The following is a 20,155-nucleotide window of genomic DNA, read 5'->3' on the forward strand; positions in this document are numbered from 1 at the left end:
CTCAATCTATCGCGACCTTCCACTGTCGATGTTCCACAAGAGCCCCTCCGGCCCACTTCGCCGAGGTGCTGGTTGTCACGCTTACCCCATACGCCACCTCACTGGCTCGCGTCCCGTTCTCCCCCGGCGCCGTTACGAGCGGCCCGGGCAGCCACGACGCTCGGGTCCGGGGCGATGTTGAGCGCCTGCATGGCGGCCAGCGCCACCTCTCGGAAGACGGGGGCGGCAACGGTGCCTCCGTAGATTCCCTCGGGCCGGTTGACGATGACGGCGATCGCCAGCACCGGGTCGCGGGCCGGCAGGAAGCCGACGAAGGAGGCCACGGTGGAGTCGTCGGTGAGGATCTCGGTGGTTCCGGTCTTTCCGGCCACCAGGTAGCCGTTGATGGAGGCCGACTCCGCGGTGCCGCCCTCCTGGGTGACGCCGATGAGCATCTCAGTGAGGGTCTTGGCCGTCGCCTCGGAGACGACCCGCACCCCCTCGGGGCGCTTCTGCGGGGTCTCCTTGCCGTCGGCGTCGATCCAGGCGTCGATGACGCGCGGGGCCACGCGCACGCCCTTGTTGGCCACGGTGGCCAGCACCTGGAGGGACTGGAGGGTGGTGCCGGCCACGCCCTGCCCGAACATCGTGGTGTAGCGGGTGCGGTCGTCCCAGGAGCCGGGCGGGTAGAGGATGCCGTCGGACTCCGCCGGCATCTCGATGCCCGTGGCCTGCCCCCAGCCGAAGCGCTTCATGTACTTGTAGCGGACGTCGTCGGCGAGCTTCTCGCCGATCTGCACGGTGCCGACGTTGGAGGACTCCGCCAGGACCCCGGCGGTGGTCATGGTCTGGGTCTCGTGCTCGTGGGAGTCCTTGAAGGTCTGCCCGTTGGCCGCACTCCAGGTGTAGGGGATGGTCCAGGTGTCCTCGGGCTTGACGACCCCCTCCTCCAGAGCGGCGGCGAAGGTGACGACCTTCCCGACGCTTCCGGGCTCGAAGACGGCCTGAACGCTGCGGGCGGTGCGGTTCTCCTCGGATGTGGCCGAGGGGTCGGAGGGGTCGACCGAGTTGGAGTCGGCCAGGACCACGACCTTGCCGGTGGTCGGTTCCATGGCCATGACGATGCCCCAGTCCGCGTGCTGGGCGGCAACCGTTCGGTCGATGGTCTCCTGGGCGATGGACTGCAGGTCGGGGTTGAGGGTGGTGCGCACCGTGGCGCCGGGCCTGGCCGGTTCGTCCTCCTGCTCACCGGTGGGGATGATGACGCCGCTGCGCCCGACCTCCTCGCTGCCCTTGCCGTCGGTTCCCGTCAGGAGCGTGTTCTGGGTCAGCTCCAGGCCGGCCGCCCCGATGAGCTCGCGGTTGTGCTCGCCCTCGTGGGTGAAGCCCAGGACGTTGCCGGCCACGGTCCCGGCCGGGTAGGTGCGCCGGGTGCGCTGGTCCGGCTCGACCCCGGGGATGTCCAGGGCCTTGATCTTGCGCCAGGTGTCGGGAGAGACCTCCTGGGCGATGACCTCGTAGCTCCGGTTTCCCACGAGCTTGGCTCCGAGCTCGAGGGGATCGACGTTGAGGATCGGTGCCAGCTGGGCCGCGACCGCCGTCGCCCCGTAGTCGACGACGACCTTCTCATTGACGCCGGTGGACTCGTTGAGTCGCATCTCGGTGCGCTCGTACTGAGCGATGAGGGACTGGTTGACGCCGACGTCGTAGCTGACCGCCGAGGAGGCCAGGACGGTGCCGTCGCGTCCGGTGATGTCGCCTCGGGGGGCTCGGTTGACCCAGGTGACCGTGCGCTCGGCCTTCGCCTTCTGGGCCAGCTCCGGCCCCTCGACCGCCTGGACGTAGACGGTGCGCCCGGCCAGTGCGGTGAACACGAGCAGCCCTCCGAGCTGGAGCGCCTGACGACGCGAGGGATTCACAGGCGTCTACTTCCCGCTCTTGGCGGCGTGGGCGGGGGTTCCCTCGGTGAGCTGTCCCTTGTTGACATCGACGACGCCGGGGGCGGCGGCGGGCACCATCCCGAGCTCCTTGGCTCGGCTGGCCAGCGCGTCGGGCGCCGAGGCCTCCTGAACCTGGGTGCGCAGCGTCTCGACGTGGTCCTCGGCGACGTTGAGCTCGATCTGCTTCTCCTTCATCCGGTAGGCGGTGTCGGCCATCTTGGCGTTGAGGAGCATCGAGGTGATGAGGGCCCCGGCCAGCACGAGGATGATGACGGTGAGGAAGGGCAGGGAGGACGAGGCGGCCCGAGAGGCGCCGCTGACGACGCGCAGCTGGGGCCGCTTGACCGAGCCCGCCTCCGTGCGCCCCTGGGTGCTGGTGGAACCACTTGCCTGGGCGGTGCGCCGCGTCGCGATCGGGCGGGTGACTCGAGCAGTAGCAGTGGCGCTCATCAATGTGCCTTCCCTGTGGCGTAGCTGGACTGGAGTGGATGGACGATGGTGCAGTGGGATCATTGACCGCCTGGGACGGTCCGCCGGCGTCTGGAGCGGCGGGGCCGCCTAGCTGCGGTGGCGACGGCGCGCGGCGCGTTGACCGCTCCGGTGCCCGGGGTCCCGTCCCCGGCCGCCTGCGGGCGCAGGCGCCTGCGGTGAAGGAGCCTGGTCGGCCGGACGCAGGCGGGCGGCTGCCCGCAGTCGTACCGGTGCTGAGCGGGGGTTGTGGTCGAGCTCGCGGGCATCGGCCTTCTCCGCGCCGTTGGTGATCAGCTCCAGGTAGGGGCGGTCCGCCTCGGGGACGACCGGCAGGTCCTGGGGCGCCCGGGAGACGGCTCCGTGGGCCAGCGCCCGTTTGACGATGCGGTCCTCCAGGGACTGGTAGGACTCCACCACCAGGCGTCCTCCCACACGCAGGCTGTTGAGAGCCCGGGGCACGGCCCGCTCCAGGACGTCGAGCTCGGCGTTGACGGCGATGCGCAGCGCCTGGAAGGTCCGTTTGGCCGGGTGCCCGCCGCTGCGGCGAGCCGCTGCGGGCACGGACTGACGGACGAGCTCGGCCAGCTCCTGGGTGCTGGCCACCGGCTGGCCGGACTCGCGGCGACGCACGATGGCGGCGGCGATGCGGGAGGCGAAGCGTTCCTCGCCGTAGGTGCGCAGGATGCGGGTGAGCTCGACGGCGTCGGCAGTCTCCAGCAGATCCTGGGCGGTCATTCCTGAGCCCTGGTCCATGCGCATGTCGAGAGGTGCCGGGCGGGCGTAGGAGAAGCCCCGTGAGGCCTCGTCGAGCTGGAGGGAGGAGACCCCCAGGTCCATGAGGACGGCGTCCACGGTTCCCTCAGCACGAGCGGAGTGCTCACGAGCCACCCGGCTGACGGCGTCATAGGTCGTCTGAACCGCGATGAAGCGGTCTCCGAAGCGGGCCAGGCGCGCCGAGGCCAGCGCGATCGCCTCGGGGTCGCGGTCGATGCCCACGACCTTCAGGGCCTTAAAGCGCTCGAGCGCGGCCTCGGTGTGGCCTCCCATGCCCAGGGTGCAGTCGATCATGACTGGCTGGGCCGGGCCGTCCGGCGACGTGCTGTCAGCAGCGCCCTCGATGGCGGGGGCGAGCAGGTCCAGGCAGCGTTCAAGGAGCACCGGCTCGTGCCGGCCGACGGCGTCGGCGGCGGATGCCTGCACCTGTGAGCTGGTCATGAGGCGTGCTCCTTTCTGATGCTGGTCCGGGTACCTGACTGGCACTCAGTTGCTGATGGGTCTTCGGCGTTTGACACTCCCCGACAGGCCGGGAGGCGGCCATCTCGCCAGGACTCCTCCCGTGGTTCCGGCGCCGGGGAAGAGGCGTCGGACTCGACATCGGGCGGAGACCTCACGAGATGGTTCGCCAGAGCCCTGTTGGCGTCTGCGTGCGGTCCGTCGGGGTGTTCAGTTGTCGACGCGGTCGCGGGGTCAGAAGAAGCCGGGGATGATCTCCTCGGCCGTGTCGGCGAAGACCTGTTCCTGGGCGGCCAGGTAGGTGCTCCAGGACTCGGAGTCCCAGATCTCCACCCGGGCGCCGGCTCCGATCACCGCCAGGTCCTTCTTCAGGCCCGCGTAGGCCCTCAGCGGAGCCGGCAGCGTGATACGCCCCTGCTTGTCCGGGATCTGCGAGTCCGCCCCCGAGAGCATGACGCGCACGTAGTCACGCGCCTGCTTCTGAGCGAGGGGGGCCTCACGCAGCTGGGCGTACATGCGCTCGAACTCGGCGGCGGTGAAGGCGTACAGGCAGTGCTCCTGACCTCGGGTCAGGACCACGCCGCCCGCAAGCTCCTCACGGAACTTCGCCGGGAGGATGAGACGGCCCTTCTCGTCCAGCTTGGGTGCATACGTCCCCAGGAACATGAGCCACCTCCTTCCCCTCGACGACCCCGCGTGCCCCACCCTACTCCACTTCCCTCCCTTTTCTCCCACCCCTCCTCCTCGAGAGCATCACAACCGCATATCACCGACGACGGAACCACCACCCCGGGCCTCTGACTTTTCGTTGACATCACAGCAGTTCACCGCCTCTTCACGCAGGGTGGAGGGAGGTGGAGGACGGGTGGAGGGAGGCATTCACCACCACCCTTCTCGGCGTGGTGGATATCCAGGAAAAAAGCAGAGTCCACTCGGCCTGCATGCAGAGTTCGGGTGGGGCTCAGGGACTCTGCGCAGAGGTACGAGCAGAGCCGCACCGCTCTTGTGGCGGCTCTCCCGAATCCAATGATTTCCTTGGGATTCTCAGGATTCTGTCCCGGCCTCGCGAGGTCCGCCGGGGGCTGATCGGGCTCTCCAGACGCTCAGGTCCTGTCTCGAACGGGTGAGCGTTGGAGACAGGACCTGTGGGGCCGTACCGGCGGGAGGGATGCGGTGGTGGAGGGAAGTGGGGGTGGTGGAGGGAGATGGGGATCGGCGTGCGTTGACGCGGCCTGAGGGGTGCGGGGATGCGGGTGGAGTAGAGAGGGGGGAGGAGGGGGCTGGTGTGAGCTGGTCAGTCCTCTGAGTCGCGCCTGCGATCCCAGCGCTCCGACTGGCGGTCCATGAAGGAGGAGCGCTTCTTCCCGCCGTTGGCACCCCTGGCGGGCCTGTCTCGACCTGCCGCGGACTGGCGTGGGCTCGTCGTGCTCTCAACCCGGGTCAGTGCCAGTGCGACCCCGCCGACGGCCACGAGGAAGCCCGCGACCCCCAGCAGGATGGACAGGAGGCTGTGGGGCACTGAGACCCCTGCGATGAGAAGCGCCAGGCCGATGAGGGCCAGGGCCACGCCACCACCGATATGGCGCGGTGAGGGGCGCGAGAGCCGGCGCTCCTGACGCTGGAAGGTCTGAGCCAGCTCGGGATCATCCTCATGGAGCTGCGATTCCAGGTCTCGCAGGACCTGCTGCTCTCGCTCTGACAGTGCCATCATGCTCCTTGCTTCCGGGCGGGGCCGGGGATCTGCGCCGTAGTCGTCAGGATAGGCGCTGCGGCCGCTCAGGAGAAACTTTCCTGGGAGGTTGGTCGGGGCGAGAACCGGCTCTCCTGCTCGGATCGCTGAAGACCCCGCTCTCTCGGTGGCCCTCTTCCGAGCCGAGCGGTGTCCGGGTGGTGCCGTCTCCTGGCAGGAGGCTGGCCGGGGCCACTGCGTGAGCGCCCCATCTGCGGCGTACGGCGTCGGCTGCCCGCTCGGAGGCGCCGCGCCGCGGGTCCTCGTCCAGGAGGAGCTGCACACCGTCGTCGGGGCGCAGCAGTCCCTCGACCCGCACCCCCAGGAGGCGAAAGCCGCCGGGCGGGGTGGGCAGGGCTGAGTAGAGCGAGGAGACGGTCTCCCAGATGTCCTGGGCGAGGTCGGTGGGAGTGGCCAGGGTGCGTGAGCGGGTGACGGTGGTGAAGTCGGCCCCTCGAGCCTTGAGGACGGCGACACGGCAGCGCAGGTCCGCCGCGCGCAGGCGGGCGGCGCACTGGTGGGTCTGGTCCAGCAGGACCCGCCGGGCGTGCTCCCGGTCGGTGAGGGTCTCGAAGAAGGTGGTCTCGGTGCCCACCGACTTCTCCTCGCGCACCGGCTCCACCCGGCGGGGGTCGACGCCGTGGGAGAGCTCGTGCAGGTGGCGTCCGGAGGCCCGGCCGAGGATCCTCTCCAGGTGGCGCACGTCGGTGTCCGCCAGGGTGCGCACGTCCCGGATCCCCCACCTGGCCAGGATCTCCTGCGTCCGAGCGCCCACGCCCCACAGCGCCCCGACCGGCAGCACGTTGAGGAAGTCCTGCGTGGCGCCGGCCGGCACCAGGAGCAGCCCGTCGGGCTTGGCGTGGGAGGAGGCGAGCTTGGCGATGAACTTGGTGGAGGCGATGCCCACCGAGGCCGGGACGCCCACTCTCCGGCGTATCTCGGCGCGGATCCACCTGCCGATGGCCACAGGCGACCCCATGCGGCGCCTGGCCCCGGTCACGTCCAGAAAGGCCTCGTCGATGCTCACCTTCTCCAGGACGGGGGTGACCTCCGCCAGGACGGCCATGACCTGGGCGGAGACCTGGGAGTAGAGGCCGTGACGCACGGGCAGGACCACGGCCTGGGGGCAGCGGCGGGAGGCCTCGGCCATGGACATCGCCGAGGAGACGCCGAAGGCGCGGGCCTCGTAGGAGGCGGCTGAGACGACGCCCCGGCCGTCGCGGCCGCCGACGATGACAGGGCGGCCGGCCAGCTCGGGGTGCTCGAGGAGCTCGACCGAGGCGAAGAAGGCGTCCATGTCGACGTGGATGATGGGGGCGGCGGAGTCATCGTCCCCCCAGGACCGGCGCGCGGCCTGGGAACGGGGCGCCCTGCTCATCTCCACCTCCTCAACGAGTGCGGCGGGCTCAGCGACTGACGGGACCGGAGAAGTCCGACTGCACTCCTCTCAGGCTACCGTGGGGCTGTGACACGTAGACGCAGGACCTCTGGGGCCCCGGCGCTGACCGACCTGCCCCCGGGCCCGGTGCGCACCTCCTTGGCCACGGCCGAGCTCGTGGCGCGAGACACCGGGATCCTCCTCATGCTCGACGGCACGGAATCCTCCTTCCTGGACCTGCGAGACCCCTCCCACCTGGACTTCGAGTACCACCAGCAGATGGACGCGGTGCTCACGGCGCTGCGCGGCGAGGGCGGCCCCGTCAGGGCGCTTCACCTGGGTGGGGCGGGCTGCGCCCTGGCCAGGGCGTGGGACGCGACCCGCCCCGGCTCCCAGCAGGTCGCCGTCGAGATCGATGAGATTCTCGCGAGCCAGGTGCGGACCTGGTTCGACCTGCCCCGATCCCCCAGGCTGAGGATCCGGGTCGGTGACGCCGCTGAGGTGGTTGCTGGGCTGCGGCCCGGCCAGTGGGACGTCGTGGTGCGTGACGTGTTCGGCGGCGGGAGTGTGCCTGGCTCCTGCAGGAGCCAGGAGTTCCTCGGCTCCTGCCTGAGGGCGCTGACGCCTGACGGGCTGCTGCTGGTCAACACCGCCTCCATGCCGCGCGCCCGAGCCGGCGCCGAGATCGCGGCGCTCGCCAGGGCCCTGGACGGTGACGTCTCCCGCGCAGTCATCGTCGCCGACCCCGCTGCGGTGCGTGGCAGACGTCGGGGCAACCTGGTGCTGGTGGCCCGCCGGGCCCCTTTCACGGCGGGCGAGCTCGAGGAGGTCGAGCGCGCGGTGCGCCGTCTGCCGCTGCCGGTGCGCAGCTGGTCGCTCGACGACGCCGCGGTTCCGCGCCCCGAGGGCGGCCAGACCCGCTAGACCCGTGAGAGGCGGCTGACCGGTACAGCCGGCTCGGGACCTCCCAGCACCGCGCAGTACCGTTCAGCCCTCGCGGCCGGGGTTCCAGCCCTGGGGCCCCAGGTCCCCGGAGTCGTTGGCCTCCAGGAAGGCCTCCAGGCGGGCGCCGATCTCCTCGGCGCTGGGCAGGTTGAGGATCGGCGCGGACGTGTCGACCTCATCGATGGCGATTCTGGGGGCCATGGCGTCGTACTGGGCCTCCAGGGCGGAGACGACGGCGCTGACCTCCGGCTGCTGTGCGGCCTCGGCGTTGATCTCGGCGCGGTTGATGCTGGCGGCGGCCTCGAGGTCCCCCACCGGCAGTGCCAGGCCGGTGGCCTGCACGATGGCGGTCAGCAGCGCCGAGGCTCCCTGCGGGAACTCGTCACGGGCCACGTAGTGCGGGATCGCGGCCGAGACTCCGCGGGAGTCCAGGCCCAGCTCGCCCAGACGCAGCTCGAGGTAGGCCGACATCGACCCGGGCAGCTCGACGTGCCCGAAGAGCTCGGGCTGGTTGGGCAGCAGGTCGGGCTGGCTGCCGTGGTGGTGGACGTAGGTCGGGCGCGTGTGGGGCACGGCCATGGGGATGCCGCTCATGCCGACGGCCTGGCTCACGCCCATGGAGACGGCCAGGTGGGCCACGGCTCCGACGAACTCGTCCCAGCGGTAGTCCGGCTCGCTGCCGTGGAGCAGGAGGACGTCCTCGCCGTCGTCGTCATGGAGGAGGTCCAGGACCAGCTCGGGCATGATGACTGAGGAGTAGTTGTTGTGGACGAAGGTCATCGTGGGACGCCTGGCGCGGTAGTCCACGAGGGCGTCGATGTCGAAGGTGGCGACACGCTCGCTGGGGAGCGTCATGAGCAGCTGGTCGACGGCCAGCGCGCCGGCGTTGCCTGCGTCCATGGCGCCCTCGAAGTGGTGGATGAGGACCCTCGGGGAGATCGGCTGATCCGCGGGGTGCTGGATGGTGAACAGTGGTCTCACGAGCCCGTCTCCTCCTGTCTGGTCTGGTTCATCCTCCCGCAGCATGGGCCCGTTGGTGCGCCCGCCCTGAGGGGCGAGCGAGACCGACGGTCCCGGGAGGGCGTGTCCGTGTCGTGCAATGGTCTCAGCATGGTCTGGGTTCGGTGCCCGCAGCGCTCCCGTCTCAGTCACGTCTCAGCCATGTCGTGGTCGAGCGACGTCGAGTGACCTCGGTTCAGTGACACGATTCGGCGTTTTATCAGGATTCGTCCGGGTGAGTGCCCGGGAACGGCGGTTAGCGTCCTGGGCACTCCTGCCAACACCTTCTGGATTGTCGATGTTCCCACCCGCGCCGGGTTCGGGCGCCTTGTTCGCCCTCGGCGTCCCCGTCGGGGCGTCAGCAGGAGAATAATGGGTCGACCGTACTGAAGCCATCACCGACCCCAGTACCCGTCAGCGTCAACCAGCGCCGGCCAGCGCGCCTGCCGGCCAGAACCAGAACCGATGCGAGGCCTTGTGAGTCAGACGATCCCCTCTCGCCCACCGCACTCCCAGCAGGAAGCGCAGTCGCGGGCGGAGGAAGATGCGGGCAGCGTCCGCGAGCGCGAGATGCGCGGTGAGCAGGTCGTCGTCGACCTCGCCTACAGCGAGCTGGACCGCCAGCTGGCTCAGGCCCGCCGCTCCCTTGCCCGCACCGAGGCCCAGGGCGTCAGCGGCACCCACCAGTCCCGCGGGGAGCGGGACGCCTACGCCGTGCACTACTCGTCGCTGGTCTCCTCCCTGGAGGGGGTCGAGGACCGGCTGGTCTTCGGGCGGATGGACATGAGCGGGTCACCCGACGACGCGCCGGACTCGGGATCCTCGGAGAGGGCCTCGGCCTCCGCCGCCGGCTGCGGCCGGGGCGCGGGCGGCTCCTCCCCGGTCACCGGCGGGGGGCGGCGCCACTACGTGGGCCGTATCGGTCTGCAGGACGCTCAGCACCGCGAGGTGATCCTGGACTGGCGCGCCCCTTTGGCCCGGGCCTTCTATCAGGCCACGGCCTCCCACCCCATGGGGCTGGTGCGTCGGCGGCACATCGACACGCGGGCCCGTCAGGTGCTCGGGGTGGAGGACGAGGTCCTGGACCTGGCCGCCCTGGAGGCCGGCGAGGCCCCGTCCGGCTCGTCCGGGACCTCCGTGGCCGCCGGGGATCTGCAGGGCGAGGGGGCGCTCATCGCCGCGATGTCCAGCGCCCGCGACGGCCGCATGGGTGACATCGTGGCCACGATCCAGGCCGAGCAGGACCGGGTCGTCACCTCCTCGGGCCGGGGTGTGCTCGTGGTCCAGGGCGGCCCGGGCACGGGTAAGACGGCGGTGGCGCTGCACCGGGTGGCCTACCTGTTCTACTCCGAGCGCGAGCGCCTGGAGCGCTCCGGCGTGCTCCTGGTGGGGCCGTCTCGCACCTTCCTGCGCTACGTGGAGCAGGTCCTGCCCTCCCTGGGTGAGACGGGGGTGGTCTCCACGACGATCGGCGACCTGGTTCCCGGGGTGCGGGCCACGGCGCAGGAGGACGCCCGCGTCGCCGAGCTCAAGGGGCGCTCCCTGTGGGTCAAGGCCCTGGAGCGGGCGGTGCGGGGCCTGCAGCGCGTCCCGGATGCTCCCCGTGAGATCGAGGTCCAGGGTGTGCGCCTGTCCCTGAGGCCCGACGACGTGCGTGAGGCGGCCTCCCGGGCCCGCCGGGGCGGCAAGCCCCACAACCTGGCCCGCGAGGCCTTCGTGATCTGGCTCCTGGAGCGCCTGACCGACCAGTACGCGGCCGCTACGAACCAGGACGCCTCGGACGCTGACACGCGCGCCTGGATCCGTGAGGACATCCGTACCGCCCGTGACGCCCGCCGGGAGATCAACCTGTGCTGGATGCCGACGACGCCCCAGGGGCTGCTGGAGCGGCTGTGGAGCCGGCCCGCCCTCCTGGAGCAGGTGGTGCCCTCCCTGAGCGAGCAGGAACGCGCGCTGCTGCACCGTGAGCCGGGAAGCGCCCTGACCACGGCGGACATCCCGCTCATTGACGAGCTGGCCGAGCTGCTGGGCCCCAGTGAGGACGCCCAGGCGCGGCGCGCCCGGTTGGAGGCCCGCCGCCGTGAGGACCTGGTGGCCTACGCGGCCCAGGCGATCGAGTCCCAGGAGCTGGGCGGCGGGATGGTCAGTGCCGAGATGCTGGCCGACCGGGTCTCCCAGGGCGGCCCCACTCTCACTCTGGCCGAGCGGGCCCGCGCGGATCGGACGTGGACCTACGGACACGTCGTCGTCGATGAGGCCCAGGAGCTGGGCACCATGGCGTGGCGGGCTCTGGCGCGTCGCTGCCCGGTGCGCTCCTTCACGGTGGTGGGGGACCTGGCCCAGTACTCGGGCCCCCACGCCCCCGGCAGCTGGGGCGAGGTGCTCACCGCCCTGGGGACGGCGTCGGCTGAGGAGGCTGCGGAGGCTGGGGGCCGGTCCCGGTCGCAGTCCCGTCACCGGGCCCGTTCCCGCTCGCGGCAGGGCCGGCAGTCGGGGCGCTCGCGCGGCGGGTCGACCCCGCTGCGCGAGGAGGCGCTCAGCGTCTGCTACCGCACGCCGGCCACGATCATGGAGGTGGCGGAGCAGACGGTGACGCACCTGGGTCACCCGCCGGTCTACCCGGTGCGCTCGGTGCGCGACCTGCCCGGTTGCCTGGAGGTCACGGACCTGTCGCAGTCCTCTCAGGGCGCGCGGCCCGATGCCTGGGCGAGCCTCCTGCGCGAGGTCGTCGCCCAGGAGTCGGCCCGCCTGGATGAGCAGGTGGGTGCCGGCGTCGGGCGCATCGCGATCATCTCCCCCTCCCCCGGGCGCACTGAGGCGCTGCTGCGCGAGGACCCGGACCTGGCCGCGGCGATGGAGGCTCCGGGAGGTGACGTGCTTCGCTCGCGGCTGCTGGTGGTTGACCCGGTGCTGTCCAAGGGGCTGGAGTTCGACGTCGTGGTGCTCGTGGACCCGGCTGACGTCGGTGAGCGCAGCGCTGGCGACCTGTACGTGGCGATGACTCGCCCCACGCGCCGCCTGCGGGTCGTCAGCCGTCTGCCTGTGCCCCGGGGCCTGGAGCCGCGTTCCGGCGACAGGTGAGCCGGATCGCACACGACCGTCGCCGTCACCGACCGCGCAGGTTACGCCACCGTAGGTTACGGTTGCTTCTGAGTTCTCGTCGTCGCACCGGGTGGCACCGGCGGCGGGCGATACCCTCCCTGTCAGGGGGAGGCTCACGGCAGACAAGGGGGAAGACCCATGAGTGCTTCACGCACGTCGGCACCCGCGTTCACGCACGATGCCGCATCGGCGACCGGCTCGGATGTCTCAGGCGGTGAGGTCCTCGAGGCCGTCTACCGGCAGGCCGGGGTGCCTTCCACGATCCCGGCGGTCAGCGAGCCCCTGTCCTGCATGCTGCGCGACGCCGCCCGGGACTTCCCGGACCGGGTGGCCCTGGACTTCCTGGGCGCCACCACCACCTACTCCCAGCTGGAGACCCAGGTGGCGCGGGCCGCGGAGGCCCTGCGGGGCCTGGGGGTCGGGCGCGGGGACGTCGTCGGGATCATTCTTCCCAACTGCCCTCAGCACGTGGTCCTGGCCTACGCGGCCTGGCGCATCGGGGCGATCGTGGCCGAGCACAACCCGCTGGCGCCCGCCGCCCAGCTGCGCGAGCAGTTCCACATTCACCGCGGGCGCGTCATCATCGCCTGGGAGAAGACCCTCGAGCGCCTCGTGGCGGCGGTGGGTTCCCTGGAGGCGGCGGGCCTGGGGGGCCTGAGCGTGTACTCGGTGGACCTGTCCCGTCATCTTCCGCTGCGCAGCCGCCTGGCCCTGAGGCTGCCGGTGGCCGCCGCCCGCACTCAGCGCCGCGAGCTGCGCGGCAGGATCCCGGCCGGGGTGCGCTCCTGGGACGACCTGGCCGCCTCCGCCATCCCCTTGGCCACGGGCTTCCCGTTGCCGAGCGTCTCGGAGGCGGCGGCTCTGCTGTACACCGGCGGGACGACGGGCACGCCCAAGGCCGTGTGCCTCACCCACGAGAACCTGCGCTCCAACGCCGAGATGTCCTTGGCCTGGGCGTCTCGTACCACGAGCGCGGGCAAGGAGACCTTCTACGCCGTCCTGCCCTTCTTCCACGCCTTCGGCATGTCCCTGTCGCTGCTGTGCGCGGTGGGGCTGGCCGCCACTCAGGTGGTGCTGCCCAAGTTCGGGGCGGATCTGGTGCTGGCCGCCTGGAAGCGGCGCCCGGCCACCTTCTTCCCGGGGGTGCCGGTCATGTTCGACCGCCTGGTGACCCGGGCGCGGGCCACGGGGGCGAACCTGTCCTCCTGCAAGATCGCCGTGTGCGGGGCGGCCCCCAACCCGCTGGCAGTGGCGCAGGCCTGGGAGGAGGCCACCGGGGGCACCATCATCGAGGGCTACGGGATGACCGAGTCCTCCCCCATCATCCTGGGCAACCCGATCTCGCCGGCGCGTCGGCCCGGCACCCTGGGGGTGCCCTACCCCTCCACCCAGGTGCGCCTGGTGGACCCCGAGGACGTCGAGCGCGAGGTGTCCCCCGGGGAGGTCGGCGAGCTGCTGGCCCGCGGCCCCCAGGTGTTCTCCGGCTACTGGGACAACCCCGAGGAGAGCGCCGAGGTGCTGCTGGACGGGGGCTGGCTGCGCACGGGCGACCTGGTGCGCCAGGAGGCGGACGGCTTCTACGTCATCGCCGACCGCCGCAAGGAGCTCATCATCTCCGGGGGCTTCAACATCTACCCCACGGAGGTGGAGGCCGCGGTCCGCTCGATGCCGCAGGTGGAGGACGTCGCCGTCGTCGGGCTGCCGGCCGAGGCCGGCAACGAGTCCGTCGTCGCCGCGATCCTGCCCAAGGAGGGCCAGACGGTCACCCTGGAGCAGGTGCGCGAGTGGGCGGCCAAGAACCTGTCCAACTACGCCCTGCCGCGCCAGATCGCGATCCTGACCGAGATGCCCCGCTCCCAGATCGGCAAGGTGCTGCGGCGCGTGGTGCGCGACGAGCTCCTGGCGGCCCGGGAGGCGGCCTCCGGGGCGGCGACGGCGGCGGCCGTCTCCATCGTTGAGCACTTCCCCGGCAGGGGTGAGCGCAAGGACGGCGGTCAGCAGGAGGGCGGCCAGGACGGCAAGGCCGGCCCGCAGGACAACGCGGCCTCCCGCTGAGGGCGCGCCCTCAGATTGCAGCCGTCCCAGAACACCCGACTGCTCCCACCCACAGCCCGATTCGACTCCACAGACATGACTGACAGCACGATCAACGCCGCCGCCCCGCCGCAGCAGGCCACCCAGGACCACCGCCACTACCTGCGCCCGCACTACCAGCCCGGTATCCCGGCGGCGATCGAGGTTCCCGACGCGCCGTTGAGCGAGCTGTTGGAGACGGCGGCGCGCTTCTACCCCGACCGGGTCGCCATCGACTTCCTGGGTGCGGCGATGACCTACCGCGAGCTGCTGGAGGCCTCGGAGCGCGCGGCGCAGGTGCTGCGGACCTCGGGGGTGTGCAGGGGCGACCGGGTGGCCCTCATCATGCCGAACTGTCCGCAGCACGCCGTCGCCCTCTACGGGGCGCTGCGCATCGGCGCGATCGTGGCCGAGCACAACCCGCTGGCACCCGCCGAGGAGATCCGCTCCCAGCTGGATGCTCACGGGGCCCGGGTCGTCATCGTGTGGGAGAAGGGCGTCGATCTCGTCACGGATGGGGCCGCTGGTTCGCGCGCCGGCGATGTGCTCCAGGGGCGCACGGTCTTCAGCGTGGACCTGTCGGCGGCGATGCCGGTGCGTCTGCGTGCCGCGCTGCGTCTCCCGGTGGAGCGGGCCCGCCAGCAGCGGGCCGCCTTCCGGGCCCAGAGCCTGCCTGCGGGGGTGCGCTCCTGGGACAGGGAGGTGGCCGGCGCTCACCGGATCCCCTCACGCTTCCCCTACCCGGGAGGCTCCGACGTGGCGGTGCTGCTGCACACCGGCGGGACGACCGGTACCCCCAAGGCGGCGATGCTCACGCACACCAATCTACGGGCCAACGCCAACCAGGCCATCGCCTGGGTGCCGATGCTGCATGAGGGCGGGGAGAACTTTTTGTGCCTGCTGCCCTTCTTCCACGCCTTCGGGCTGACGTTCAACCTCTTCTGCGCGGTGCAGAAGGCCGCCACCCAGGTGATGCTGCCCAAGTTCTCGGTGGATCAGGTCCTGACCGCGCACGAGCGGCGCCCCTTCACCTTCTTCGTCGGCGTGCCGGTCATGTTCGAGCGGATCCTCGACGGTGCCCAGAAGCGGGGCACGAGCCTTGGCACCCTGCGCTACGGGGTGTGCGGGGCGGCCCCGATGCCGCCGGAGGTCGGGGCCCGGTGGGAGAAGGCGACCGGCGGGTTCTTCGTCGAGGGCTACGGCATGACTGAGACGAGCCCGATCGTCGCGGGCACGCCCATGGGTCCCTCGCGCCGGCTGGGTGCGCTGGGACTGCCCTTCCCCTCCACGGACGTGCGCGTCGTCGACCCCGAGGACCCGGATCCCGACCGGGAGGTGCCCGACGGCGAGTCGGGTGAGCTACTGGTGCGCGGCCCGCAGGTCTTCGCCGGCTACTGGGAGGATGAGGCGGCCACGCAGGCCGCGATCCTGCCGGGCGGGTGGCTGCGCACGGGGGACATCGTGCGTCGGGAGGACTCCTTCCTGTGGATGGCCGACCGCAAGCGCGAGCTGATCCTCACCGGCGGCTTCAACGTCTACCCCAGTCAGGTGGAGGAGGCGATCCGCCCCCTGGAGGGCGTGGCCGACGTCGCCGTGGTGGGGCTTCCCGACGGTGCCAGGGGCGAGCTCGTGTGCGCCGTTGTGGTTCTCGTCGAGGGGACCGCGCCGGGGTCGGTGACCCTGGAGGCGGTGCGGGAGCACGCCGAGCGGACGGTCCCGCGCTACGCGCTACCGCACCGCCTGGAGGTCATCGAGGAGATGCCACGCTCCCAGATCGGCAAGATCCTGCGCCGCGTCGTACGCGAGCAGGTACTCGAAAGAACCGTGGAAGAGGACTGATCGGCCGCGATAGCGGTCGTCTCGGAGCCCGCCCCGGGGCTCACGGGGTCAGCGCCCGCTCCCAGGACTCGACGTCACCGGGGACGACCCGGAAGATCGGGTGTGCCTCAAGCCGCTGGGGCAGGGGCAGGAGCTCGGGGGCGCGCACGGCCAGCTTGGCCTGAAGGTGCCTGCGCTCCAGGTCCATCTGCCCTTCGGTGACCGTCAGGCTGACGCCGGCGCAATCCGCCTCGGGCAGGTCGATGCGGGAGGCGTCGAAGCGGTAGCCGCGCCGGACGGCCTCCTGACGCAGCCCCCACAGGTAGGCTCCCACCGCCACCGCGGGAGTAAGCGGATCGGGGGCGGCGCGGAAGCGTTCGAGCTGGGGGTGGTTGCGGTAGCCACGGGTACGTCCGGCCAGAACCGCCTGGGCAAGCAGCGACTCGCGCCAGCAGGCCACCAGGCCCGCGCGGTCCAGGTGGCGCGGGTGCAGCGACCACATGCGCATGGCGGGTGCGCCCTGCCGGTTGTCAGAGCAGCCCGGAGGCGGCCAGGACCTCGCGCAGGGCGGCGACCTCGGCCTCCCCGGCCCGCACCAGGGGCAGGCGCAGGGCGGGGCTGGGCAGGCGTCCTTGGAGGTGCAGGGCCTCCTTGGCCATGACGGCCCCCTGCCCGCCGCCCATGATGGCGTGGACCAGGGGACGCAGGCTCCGGGCGAGGGTACGGGCTCTGGCCAGGTCTCCGGCGTCCACGGCGTGGATCATCTGGCGCCAGGAGTGGGCGTCGGCGTGGGCGGCCACGGAGATGACGCCGGAGGCGCCGTGGGTGAGCCAGGCGAAGTTGAGGCCGTCGTCGCCGGAGTAGTACTCCAGGCCGGTGGACTCCATGCGGCGGAAGCCCTGCTCGACGTCACCGGTGGCGTCCTTGACGGCCTTGACGCGGGGGTTCTCGGCCAGGCGGGCCAGGGTCTCCTCGGTGATCTTCACGCCGGTGCGCCCGGGGATGTCGTAGACCATGACGGGCAGGTCGGTGGCCTCCACGACGGCGTTGATGTGCTGGTAGACGCCCTCCTGGCTGGGGCGGTTGTAGTAGGGGGCGTTGATGAGCAGGCCCTCGGCGCCGGCCTCCTGGGAGGCCACGCCGATGCGCACCGCGTGGGCGGTGTCGTTGGAGCCGGCTCCGGCCATGATCATGGCGCGCCCGCCCAGGGCGTCCTTGACCTGCCGGATCAGCTCCTGCTTCTCGGGGGTGTGGGTGGTCGGGGACTCACCGGTGGTGCCCGACAGGAGGATCAGGTCGGCGCCGTCGTCGACCAGGCTGACCGCCAGGGCGCGGGCGGCATCGAAGTCGACCTCCCCACTGGGCGTGAAGGGGGTCACCATGGCGACGCCGACGGAACCGAAGCTGCGGGAGGGGGCTGCGCTCATGGCGCCACCCTAACGCGGGCCGGGCGTACGGAAGATGCGTTCTCACGATCTGTCAGATAGGCGAGCAGCGGACAGGCTACAGGCCGATTATGTCCGAATGGGACGACTTTGGAGTCTCCGGCCCTTACCACTGCCGGGTCGGGAACCCTCCGACCTGCACAAACGCAATCTGACTCCGTGAAACGCCCCAGTCAAAGTCGTCCCATACGGACACTTTCCCGCCACGCGCCCCGCCACCGAGCGTTCTCCAGGCCTTGTGCCCATGGCGCCCGGGCCTCCAACACCGATATGCACAAGGTCCTAGGCTCGAGTCATGGACTCCTCGACCCCCGCAAGCTTCTCGCCTTCCGGCAGCCGGGACGACTCCGTTCTGGGCGCAGATCCGCTGGCCGAGCCCGGCCCCGACCTGGACCCGCGCGCACCGCACCAGCACTCCCGAGGCACTCACGACCTGCATGATCACGACGGCCCTCAGGCACCGGGGGGATTCGTGCGCCCGGCCCGGGTGGAGGACCTGACGGCGATCGGGCGGGTCCAGGCCGCCACCATGCTCGCCTCCCTGGAGGCCGGCCACACCGCCGAGCACAGTGCCCCGCTGCCCGAGGGCGTGCGGGCGATAATCGCCGCCCCGGTCATCGCGGCCGGCTGGGAGACGGCGGTGGCTGAGCCGCCCTCGCCCGAGCACCACGTCCTGGTGGCCACCACCGCCCAGGCGGATGCTGCGAGCCGGACGGTGGTGGGCCTGCTGGGCCTGGCCCCCACCCAGTCCATGGATGCCGAGGGCCACGTCGATGAGGCCGGGGTGCAGGCCGCGGAGGTCACGGCCCTGGGCGTGGAGCCGGCCAGTCAGCGCCGCGGGCACGGATCGCGGCTCCTGGCGGCGGCCGTGGACCTGGCCCGTCAGGACGGGGCCAGGGCGCTCGTGGCCTGGGCGGTGCACGGGGACGAGTCGGTCAGCCGGCTTCTGGCCTCGGTCGGTATGGCGCCCACCGGGGCCCACCGGGTGCTTGGCGTCGGCGAGGGAATCACCGAGGACTGTTGGGCGGCCTCGCTGTAGCGCCTCACCGCCCCAGACCGGCTCCTGCCCGCCCCGTCTCAGAGGTCGAGCAGGGCGTCCAGGCCGATGGTCAGGCCGGGGCGGCTGGAGACCTGCCGCACGGCCAGGACCACGCCGGGCATGAAGGAGGCCCGGTCGAAGGAGTCGGTGCGGATGGTCAGCTGCTCACCGGGGTTGCCGAGCACGACCTCCTCGTGGGCGGTCAGCCCCCGCAGACGCACGGCGTGGACGTGGACGCCGTCGACCACCGCCCCGCGAGCACCGTCGGGGTCGGTCCGGGTGGCGTCCGGCATGGCGCCCAGGCCCGCCTCGGCGCGGGCCGCGGCAATGCCCTGGGCGGTGGCGACCGCGGTGCCCGAGGGCGCGTCGACCTTGTTCGGGTGGTGGAGCTCGATGACCTCGGCGGACTCGAAGTAGGGGGCGGCCTTCGCGGCGAAACTCATGGCCAGCACGGCGGACAGGGCGAAGTTGGGGGCGATGAGGACGCTGCGGCCGGCGGCCTCGGGCCGGGCCAGGTGCTCGCGGATGCGCCCGTAGGACTCCTCAGTCCAGCCGGTGGTGCCCACGACGGCATCCACTCCGGCGTCGAGCAGGGCGTGAACATTGGCCTCGGTGATGCTGGGGACGGTGAAGTCGACGGCGACGTCGGCGCCCGCCAGGTGCTCGGTATCCAGGGTGTCCCCCACGTCAAGGCGGGCCACGAGCTCGAGGCCATCGGCATCCTGGACCGCCTGGCAGACGGTCGATCCCATGCGCCCTGCGGCGCCCACAACAGCTACGCGAATCGTCATGGCCCCACCCTAGCGACTGGCCCGCCCGCCGCGGGAGTCAAGACCGCCTTCCCGACACCGGCTCCGGTTGACAAGCGCCTGGACGGGCCAGATTGCCTCAGGTGGGAGACTCAATACGTCCCCCCTACGGGAAGCACCCGGGAGTCGATGCGAACAGAGTCCGCAATCATGGTGAATTCTGGAGGCACTCCCACGTCATCAGAAAGGGAACCGCTCGTGACTACGACCGCGGAGCAAGCACCGGCCACCGTGCCCCAACCATTCTCCAAGGCGCCCGGGACGAGGGTCGCGCTCGTGACCGGCGCCTCCTCCGGTATCGGCGAGGACACCGCCCGCAGGCTCCAGGCGCTGGGCTACATCGTCTACGGTGCGGCCCGCCGCACCGACCGCCTCCAGGCCTTGACCGCCGACGGCATCCGCCCACTGGCCATGGACGTCACCGACGACGCCTCCATGACCACTGGCGTGAACCGCATCCTGGAGGAGACCGGCCGCATTGACGTCCTGGTCAACAATGCCGGCTACGGCTCCTACGGGGCCATCGAGGACGTCCCGATCGACGAGGCCCGTCGCCAGTTCGAGGTCAATGTCTTCGGCCTGGCCCGCCTGACCCAGCTGGTGAGCCCGCACATGCGTGCCCAGGGCTCGGGCACCATCATCAACATCTCCTCCATCGGCGGAAGGCTGACCACACCGTTGGGCGGCTGGTACCACGCCACCAAGTACGCCGTCGAGGCCCTGAGCGACGCGCTGCGCATGGAACTGCGCCCCTTCGGCATCGACGTGGTCGTGGTCGAGCCCGGCGCGATCCGCACCGCCTGGTGGTCGATCGCCGCCGACCACCTGGAGGCCACGGCCGAGGGCAGCGCCTACGCCGATCAGATCCGGGCCGTGGCCGGAGCCATGCGCAGCGAGTCGAACCAGCGGCGCTTCTCCCCGCCGGTGGTCATCGCCCGCACTGTCGGCAAGATCATCACTTCCCGCCGCCCCCGGACCCGCTACGCCGTGGGTTTCATGGCGGGGCCTCTCATTGCCGCGCGCCGAGTCCTGCCGGACCGCGCCTTCGATCAGCTCATCAGTGCCGCCTTCGGCTTCCGTCGCCGACTCAGGACCTGACTGAGAGGGCGTCTGGGAACTGGGTGTGTTAGTCGTTGAGAAGGTGAAGACTCCTGGTAGCCAGGTGTTGTCACGCTGCCTAGGGCCTGTTATGTAA

16 protein-coding genes are annotated in these 20,155 nt (G+C 71.3%); 6 read left to right on the top strand and 10 right to left on the bottom strand.

All coding sequences use genetic code 11. From position 1 onward, the window contains the following. Positions 1–98: 98 nt before the first annotated feature. From BKH32_RS03910 to dinB, 6 genes are all read right to left on the bottom strand, one after another. Complete coding sequence (locus BKH32_RS03910; RefSeq protein WP_075248716.1) at positions 99–1,898, bottom strand: peptidoglycan D,D-transpeptidase FtsI family protein; 1,800 nt, start codon at positions 1,896–1,898, stop codon at positions 99–101. A 6-nt stretch (positions 1,899–1,904) separates the two neighbouring features. Further along, positions 1,905–2,369: a hypothetical protein gene (locus BKH32_RS03915; protein ID WP_075248717.1), complete on the bottom strand. Its 465-nt coding sequence runs from the start codon at positions 2,367–2,369 to the stop codon at positions 1,905–1,907. Between the two features lie 108 nt (positions 2,370–2,477). Beyond that, positions 2,478–3,605 carry a 16S rRNA (cytosine(1402)-N(4))-methyltransferase RsmH gene (rsmH, locus tag BKH32_RS03920; RefSeq protein ID WP_075248718.1) on the bottom strand — a complete coding sequence of 376 codons (1,128 nt, stop codon included), beginning with the start codon at positions 3,603–3,605 and terminating at the stop codon, positions 2,478–2,480. A 252-nt stretch (positions 3,606–3,857) separates the two neighbouring features. Further along, positions 3,858–4,289, bottom strand: a complete 432-nt coding sequence (mraZ, locus tag BKH32_RS03925; protein WP_075248719.1) for a division/cell wall cluster transcriptional repressor MraZ — start codon at positions 4,287–4,289, stop codon at positions 3,858–3,860. Between the two features lie 628 nt (positions 4,290–4,917). Beyond that, positions 4,918–5,331: a DUF3040 domain-containing protein gene (locus BKH32_RS03930; RefSeq protein ID WP_075248720.1), complete on the bottom strand. Its 414-nt coding sequence runs from the start codon at positions 5,329–5,331 to the stop codon at positions 4,918–4,920. Between the two features lie 46 nt (positions 5,332–5,377). Next, entirely contained in the window at positions 5,378–6,730 is a 1,353-nt protein-coding gene (dinB, locus tag BKH32_RS03935; RefSeq protein WP_256690760.1) for a DNA polymerase IV, read from the bottom strand. A gap of 87 nt (positions 6,731–6,817) precedes the next feature. Between dinB and BKH32_RS03940 the strand changes: the two genes are divergently transcribed. Beyond that, positions 6,818–7,654 (top strand): spermidine synthase, encoded by an 837-nt coding sequence (locus BKH32_RS03940; RefSeq protein ID WP_256690762.1) that lies wholly within the window; start codon positions 6,818–6,820, stop codon positions 7,652–7,654. 63 nt (positions 7,655–7,717) lie between these two features. Here BKH32_RS03940 and BKH32_RS03945 read toward each other — a convergent pair whose 3' ends face one another. Then, on the bottom strand, positions 7,718–8,656 hold the full coding sequence (locus BKH32_RS03945; protein ID WP_075248722.1) for a PAC2 family protein: 939 nt from the start codon (positions 8,654–8,656) through the stop codon (positions 7,718–7,720). 483 nt (positions 8,657–9,139) lie between these two features. Between BKH32_RS03945 and BKH32_RS03950 the strand changes: the two genes are divergently transcribed. From BKH32_RS03950 to BKH32_RS03960, 3 genes are all read left to right on the top strand, one after another. Then, a complete protein-coding gene (locus BKH32_RS03950; protein WP_075248723.1) occupies positions 9,140–11,755 on the top strand; it encodes a HelD family protein in 2,616 nt (871 codons plus the stop codon). 159 nt (positions 11,756–11,914) lie between these two features. Beyond that, positions 11,915–13,831, top strand: a complete 1,917-nt coding sequence (locus tag BKH32_RS03955) for an AMP-binding protein (RefSeq protein WP_075248724.1) — start codon at positions 11,915–11,917, stop codon at positions 13,829–13,831. 75 nt (positions 13,832–13,906) lie between these two features. After that, the gene (locus BKH32_RS03960) at positions 13,907–15,688 is read left to right on the top strand and encodes an AMP-binding protein (protein WP_075248725.1); all 1,782 of its coding nucleotides are present in this window, start codon (positions 13,907–13,909) and stop codon (positions 15,686–15,688) included. Between the two features lie 40 nt (positions 15,689–15,728). Here BKH32_RS03960 and BKH32_RS03965 read toward each other — a convergent pair whose 3' ends face one another. Together BKH32_RS03965 and dapA are read right to left on the bottom strand one after the other, a co-directional pair. Beyond that, positions 15,729–16,175 carry a pyrimidine dimer DNA glycosylase/endonuclease V gene (locus BKH32_RS03965; RefSeq protein WP_178384549.1) on the bottom strand — a complete coding sequence of 149 codons (447 nt, stop codon included), beginning with the start codon at positions 16,173–16,175 and terminating at the stop codon, positions 15,729–15,731. A gap of 22 nt (positions 16,176–16,197) precedes the next feature. Then, on the bottom strand, positions 16,198–17,094 hold the full coding sequence (gene dapA, locus BKH32_RS03970; protein ID WP_075248726.1) for a 4-hydroxy-tetrahydrodipicolinate synthase: 897 nt from the start codon (positions 17,092–17,094) through the stop codon (positions 16,198–16,200). A 313-nt stretch (positions 17,095–17,407) separates the two neighbouring features. On the opposite strand from dapA, the gene BKH32_RS03975 reads away from it, so the two are divergent. After that, positions 17,408–18,151, top strand: coding sequence for a GNAT family N-acetyltransferase (locus BKH32_RS03975; protein ID WP_075248727.1), 744 nt, complete (start codon positions 17,408–17,410; stop codon positions 18,149–18,151). A gap of 38 nt (positions 18,152–18,189) precedes the next feature. Here the strand turns inward: BKH32_RS03975 and dapB are convergent, their stop codons facing one another. After that, the gene (dapB, locus tag BKH32_RS03980) at positions 18,190–18,942 is read right to left on the bottom strand and encodes a 4-hydroxy-tetrahydrodipicolinate reductase (protein ID WP_075248728.1); all 753 of its coding nucleotides are present in this window, start codon (positions 18,940–18,942) and stop codon (positions 18,190–18,192) included. Between the two features lie 168 nt (positions 18,943–19,110). Here dapB and BKH32_RS03985 point away from each other — a divergent pair, with 168 nt between their 5' ends. Further along, the gene (locus BKH32_RS03985) at positions 19,111–20,058 is read left to right on the top strand and encodes an oxidoreductase (protein WP_075248729.1); all 948 of its coding nucleotides are present in this window, start codon (positions 19,111–19,113) and stop codon (positions 20,056–20,058) included. Positions 20,059–20,155: the final 97 nt, after the last annotated feature.

The sequence above is a fragment of the Actinomyces oris genome (assembly GCF_001929375.1).
In the GTDB taxonomy this organism is placed as follows: Bacteria; Actinomycetota; Actinomycetes; order Actinomycetales; family Actinomycetaceae; genus Actinomyces; species Actinomyces oris_B.